Raw genomic sequence first — 5,967 nt, 5'->3', positions numbered from 1 at the left:
AACACATTGATATTAGCTTCAATCTCTAAACCGTTGATTTGGAAATACATAATACCCTATTTGTTCATTCTTTTGTTATTTGTTGTATGTTGCGTTATTCCATCAATAATTTTATTCCAATCTTCGAAATGTAGTTCGTGTCCGGTTCCATCAAGCGTTATTAGTTTTGAGCCGTTTATCTTTTCAAGTAAAACTGCTGAATTCTTAAAATGCCATATTTTATCGTCCGTTCCGTGTACAATTAAGGTTGGTTGATTGATTTCGCTCAATCTGTTCCAGTATTCTTCACCACCTTGCAGTGCCGCATGATTGAACATACTTATATAGTTATTAGCTCTTTTAAATTCGGCTCTAATCAGTTTTTCACTTCTTTGTTTGTCAAATTGTTTCCTGCCGCTCATCAATTCAGCACCTTGAATTAAATAATTTGCCACACTGTCTTCATTTGTCCAATCTACGGTTTCAGCTTTTCCGTGAAAATCTAAAATACGCGTATCCATTTCAGGAATTGTGGGGTCTGAGTCGCCCCAAGGACCTGATGAGATTAGTGTTATTGAACTTACCCTGTCGGCATATTTTATTGATGCTATTTGAGAAATCAGTCCGCCCAGTGAAATTCCCACAAAATTGGCTTTGACTATTTTATAGCCGTCCAAAATTGAAATAGCATCATGGGTTAAGTCAACAATATCATAGGGGGTTGAACCCGGTTCGTAATTAGTAGATTTTCCTACGTCCCTATTGTCGTAGCGAATAACAAAAAATCCCTTTTCAGATAGTTTCTGGCAAAATTCAGCATCCCAATACAACATGGATACCGTTGCTCCCGCAATCAAGAGTATTGCCGGATCTTTTTCACATCCAAAACTTTCGGTAAAAAGTCTTATTCCGTTTTTTTTAACTATTTTCTCTTTCATTTCCTCGCCTTTCTGTTTTATAGATTCATTAGTTTTTGGAAAGAAAAGTCGAGGCTGAACATTTCCGTTTCGTTTATTATTGATTCTGCCTGTGCTTCTCTTCCATAAGCAAACATTTGCTGTTCATAATTTTCAATAGCCTCTTCAATGCTGTTAAATTTCCCATTGGTCAGATTATCCGACAATATCAAGGCATCCATCAACCCACTGTTTACGCCTTGTCCTGCAAAAGGAGGCATCAAATGAGCAGCATCTCCAATCATCGTTATGGGTAATGGACGCTTACTTTTCCAAGACTTATCTAAGGGAAATATTCGTGTCGCTAACCCTACAAAAGATGATGTCAAACGAATCAGTTCTTTGTAGCGTTCGTCCCAATCGGAAAATTTTTTCAGGAGAAAATCAACGACACTATTTCTGTCTTGAAAATCTACCCGCGTTTTGCTTTTCCATTCATCAGGTGTTTTAAAACTTATTCCAAAATGCAATGCACCATTATTATTAGGATTCGCAAATAATAAATTACCTTGATGAGCAGCCATTAGCCGGTTTCCATTGCAAAGCTGAAAAAATCCAGGACAGTTCACCTCCGGTTGATGAATATCGGCTTGTATATTGAAAGTACCTGTTTCTTCAACTTCCGTGTCGGTAACAAATTTTCTTACTTTAGACATTCCACCATTGGCAATAATAACCAGATCTGCTGTTTCACTCGATTTATCCTCAAAAGTTAGTATCCACTTCTCCTTATCAGGTTCAAGGGTAACAAGTTTTCTATCCCAAATGACGGTATCATTTTGTAAACTATTTAATAGGATAGTCCTTAAGTCATTTCTGTTTATTTCAGGATTGTCAAAACGATTTTCGGGTCTTACATTTTTTGTGGTTAAAATATTGCCCTTTTCATCAACAATATTTACACCCATTGGTAAAGCTAAGTCATAATAAGTTTGTAACAATCCCGCTCTTTTCATTGCTTCCTGTCCCGAATCCCTGTGCAGATCAAGTGTCCCACCAAAAATCCTTGCATCTTGGTCTTTGTCTCTCTCGTAAACTGTAATGTCCACGCCGTTTTGCTGTAACAATCTCGCCATTGTTAATCCAACAGGCCCGGCACCAATTATTGTAATTTTTTTATGTTTTAGTAAAGTCATATTCTTGTTCGCTGGTTTTAATGTCAACTAATGTCTGTCAATTTAATCACTTTGTTTTTTTTAAATTCAAACACGGATTTTCCTGATAACTTTAGCTTTTGCCCTTTTTTTAAGCCGTTCGGAAAGTCAATTGCTAAAATTGCTGTATAATCAATTTCTATTTCAGTGCTGTTGTCAAAATGCCTAAACGATTTAACTGTCTGTGTTCTCTTTGCAAAGTATGTTTTTGCTGTTTCTGCCTGTTGTTTAAACGCTGTTAACCCTTTCAGCGATAAACTTATATCATTATTTTGAATGTTTTCAAAAACAATATTATCGTCAAGGTCTGCAACCATTTTTTTGATATCAAATTGGTTGTATCCATCGATGTAGTTATTGATGATGTTTACTCTGTCGGTCATATTTTGTAATTATTTATCGGTTACATATTGGTGTTGTCTGTAGGTTGTTCTACGATAATTGCCAACTTTTAACTTCTATACGAAGGAACATGTTGGGATACTTGAACTTTCGATTTAGCGCCAACACGAGCAAACCGAAGTTAGCACCTACTCTCTATTCAGCATATTTTTTAAAAATACTTGTGGCAATGTGTCCGCCAAAACCAAAAGTATTACTCATTGCGTAATTCACTTGCCGTTGTTGTGATTGGTGTAACGTCAAGTTAAATATATCCCTATATTCAGGTTCAATATCTACCGAATTGATTGTTGGCGGAACAATGTTATTCTGAACAGCTTTAATACAAGCGATTGCTTCGATAGCCCCCGCAGCACCTAACAGATGTCCTGTCATTGATTTTGTCGCACTAATATTTAATTTGCCTTGTCTGCCGAAAAGTCTTGCTATTGCTTTTAATTCGCTCATATCGCCTTGTGGTGTTGATGTAGCATGTGTGTTCAGATAATCTATTTCATTGGCGGAAATATTTGCGTCTTCCAATGCTAAAACCATACCTAAATATGCCCCTTCTCCCTCTGGGTGCGTACCAGTTAAATGATATGCGTCTGAAGCCATGCCACCGCCAGCAATCTCGGCAATAATTGGAGCATTTCGTTTTATAGCGTGTTCATAGTTTTCCAAAATAATTGCACCTGCTCCCTCGCCCATAACAAAACCGTCTCTGTTGATGTCAAAAGGACGTGATGCCATTTGCGGATTTTCATTTAAGGTTGACAATGCTTTTGACGCGTTGAAACCACCAACGGCACTTTCGTTAATAGGCGCTTCCGAACCGCCTGTTATTATCATATCTGCTTTGCCCCAACGGATATAATTAAAGGCATCAATGATTGCGGTATTGGAAGTTGCACAAGCTGAAACAGTTGTAAAATTTATGCCCCGAAGCCCGTATTTTATCGAGATGATGCCCGAAGCAATATCGACTATCATCTTCGGGATGAAGAAAGGGCTAAAACGTGGTGTTCCGTCCCCTTGCGCAAATTCAGTTACCTGCTGTTGAAATGTGCCGATACCACCATTTCCCGACCCCCAAATAACGCCAATACGGTTTTTGTTCAGCGTTTCAAAATTAATGTTGGCATTTTTAACGGCTTCTTCAACGGAAATTAAAGCATACTGCGTAAACAAATCGTATTTTCTTGCTTCTGCTTTTTCAATATGGTTTAATGGGTCAAAGCCTTTGAGTTCGCAAGCAAATGTTGTTTTGAATTTTGATGTGTCAAATTTTGTAATGGGGTTAGTTCCGTTAACGCCTGTTAAAAGCGACTGCCAAAAATCGTCTACATTATTTCCAATGGGCGTTAATGCTCCAAGCCCTGTAACTACTACTCTTTTCATTATTTTTTCTCTATGTCAATTATTATTTGTCGGGCTACGTCTTCAAAATATATTTCCTTCGTTATCATCGATATTCTTGAAATAGCCAATAAATTTGTCAATATCATTAAAGCCTGAATACGTGGAGTTGCTTTATAAACGAATAAGTTTTCTTTTTCTCCTTTATTCAGAATTTGTGCTAAGTAATCTATCTCTTCTTCTATATAGTTGTTTAATATCGCTTTGATTTGAGGCTCTAAAGTGTTTATATCTGCCGCTAATGCAGCAATTACTGAGACTTTATTTTGCTCTCTTATTAAGACATGTTCATCTATATAACCCCTTAAAGCCGATTTCATATTGCTGTAATTGTTTCGTTTTCTGTCTTCTTTATTTTTTTGAATAACATGTTCTAAAACAGCTACAATCAAATCATTTTTCGTCGGAAAATAATAATGGATGGAAGAAGTTTTAATGCCAATTTCTTTAGATATATCCTTGTAACTAAAAGCATTTGTCCCTCTTGTCGTGATAAATGTTATGGCTTCGGTTACTATTTTTTCTTTTGTTTCCATAACGCAAAGATATAAATTTCTATCTACTAATAGGTAGATAATCTTAAAAATTTTGCTCGTACTTCTCTCTTTTTGATTTTTGTAATGATTTCTTTATTCAAATACTCCTTTTCAAATTCTACATTAAAAAAAGCCTTTCAGCAATAAAACTGAAAGGCTTTTCGCAGTTGTTACATATAAGTCAAAAACAATACGGGAAATCTCTCTTTTCGATTTTTACAACTTGGTTGTAAAAATCGAAAAGAGACTGTATGTTGCCTGAACAAATTAAAGGTATCGCTTCGGTCAATATGTCTTCATCCCAATCCCACCACTTGATATCTAACAGGATCTGAATCTCTTCGTCCGAAAACCTTTTTTTAATCGGTTTTGCAGGGTTTCCGCCGACAATAGTGTAAGGGGCAACATCTTTGGTGACTAATGACCTACTACCGATTACCGCCCCGTCACCGATCTTCACTCCCGGCATAATCATTGCCTCGCTCCCTATCCAAACATCATTACCGACAACTGTATCGCCCGCGTTTTCAAATCCGTTAATTGCTTTATTGAATGCTTCAATCTCCGGCATATAAAAAAAGGGAAAACTGGATATCCAATTATGTCGATGCCCTTGATTGCCCGCCATTATAAAACTTGCACCGCTACCTATGGAACAGAATGAACCTATGACCAATTTATCAACGTCATCTCTATCTGGAAATAAATAGCGAGCGCAGTCATCAAAAGAATGTCCATGATAATAACCGGAATAGTAGGAATATTTCCCAGCCGTGATATTGGGGTTGGTAATATGGTCTCTAATTATTTTGCCCTTAAATGGGCTATCGAAAAAATTCATCTTTTTAGCATTTATTATTAAATAATTCAATAGAATGTCAGGGCAACATCTATTGCCTTGACAGAGATTATATGTTCCTAAAAATATGCTAATCTGATTTTTTCATACAACAAAGGTAAGTAATTTTAAAACTTGTTTTGAAAATAAGGACAATCTCTATTATTTTTTTTGTCTTGTTTTCTTCTTTTTCTTCATTCTATTGGCAAAATCCTGTTCCTCGTAATCTTCGCCCTGTGCTTGGGGCAACAGGCTGAACAATCCCAAATCAGAACTGTGCGAATGTTCCTGCGTGATAAACTCGAAAAGGTCTTTGGTCGGTTGGTGGTCTATCGTGTTCGTATCGGAAACAGGGCTGTCCTGTGCTTTCAATGCGGGTTTGTTTCCGTTGTTCCACCAATCGTTAAACAGATTTGCCGACAGGTTTCTGTCCAACTGCGAGCCATTCCAAACAGTACGGCTACCATTGTCAATAAAAGTAATACCATAAATCCGTCCGCTGTCGTTTCTGCGGACAACGGTGTGAATGTCCTGTTCGGCAAGTTGCTTTTTAAATTCCTTTTCGCTGTTTGTGGTGTGAATGGCAAGTTCCACCGAATTTTTGAGAACAGACTTCGCAGGGTTGGTTTTCATCTTCTCTTTGGATTGTTCAAAGTGCCGTTGTAATCCGTTTACTCCTGCGTGCTTGCCAAACAAAGATGCTT

6 protein-coding genes and 1 pseudogene are annotated in these 5,967 nt (G+C 37.2%); all 7 read right to left on the bottom strand.

Annotated elements, in window-relative coordinates; translation table 11 throughout:
- Nucleotides 1-56 precede the first annotated feature (56 nt).
- Nucleotides 57-917, bottom strand: a complete 861-nt coding sequence (gene estT / locus VNJ50_RS08885) for a macrolide hydrolase EstT (protein WP_077782102.1) — start codon at nucleotides 915-917, stop codon at nucleotides 57-59.
- A gap of 17 nt (nucleotides 918-934) precedes the next feature.
- Nucleotides 935-2,071 (bottom strand): tetracycline-inactivating monooxygenase Tet(X), encoded by a 1,137-nt coding sequence (tet(X), locus tag VNJ50_RS08880; protein WP_044502094.1) that lies wholly within the window; start codon nucleotides 2,069-2,071, stop codon nucleotides 935-937.
- A gap of 23 nt (nucleotides 2,072-2,094) precedes the next feature.
- Nucleotides 2,095-2,406, bottom strand: a complete 312-nt coding sequence (locus VNJ50_RS08875; RefSeq protein WP_228390949.1) for a nuclear transport factor 2 family protein — start codon at nucleotides 2,404-2,406, stop codon at nucleotides 2,095-2,097.
- A gap of 220 nt (nucleotides 2,407-2,626) precedes the next feature.
- Nucleotides 2,627-3,871: a beta-ketoacyl-ACP synthase II gene (gene fabF / locus VNJ50_RS08870; RefSeq protein ID WP_294964881.1), complete on the bottom strand. Its 1,245-nt coding sequence runs from the start codon at nucleotides 3,869-3,871 to the stop codon at nucleotides 2,627-2,629.
- Entirely contained in the window at nucleotides 3,871-4,425 is a 555-nt protein-coding gene (locus VNJ50_RS08865; RefSeq protein WP_055131132.1) for a TetR/AcrR family transcriptional regulator, read from the bottom strand. Before VNJ50_RS08865 ends, fabF begins: the two co-directional genes overlap by 1 nt.
- 181 nt (nucleotides 4,426-4,606) lie before the next feature.
- Nucleotides 4,607-5,266 (bottom strand): type B chloramphenicol O-acetyltransferase, encoded by a 660-nt coding sequence (gene catB / locus VNJ50_RS08860; protein WP_066679309.1) that lies wholly within the window; start codon nucleotides 5,264-5,266, stop codon nucleotides 4,607-4,609.
- A gap of 159 nt (nucleotides 5,267-5,425) precedes the next feature.
- Nucleotides 5,426-5,967, bottom strand: a pseudogene (locus VNJ50_RS08855) (relaxase); the annotation flags it as partial.

Origin of the sequence: Gelidibacter sp. (assembly GCF_035577925.1) — a bacterium.
In the GTDB taxonomy this organism is placed as follows: Bacteria; Bacteroidota; Bacteroidia; order Flavobacteriales; family Flavobacteriaceae; genus Gelidibacter.
This window is presented reverse-complemented; position numbering and strand designations above follow the sequence as displayed.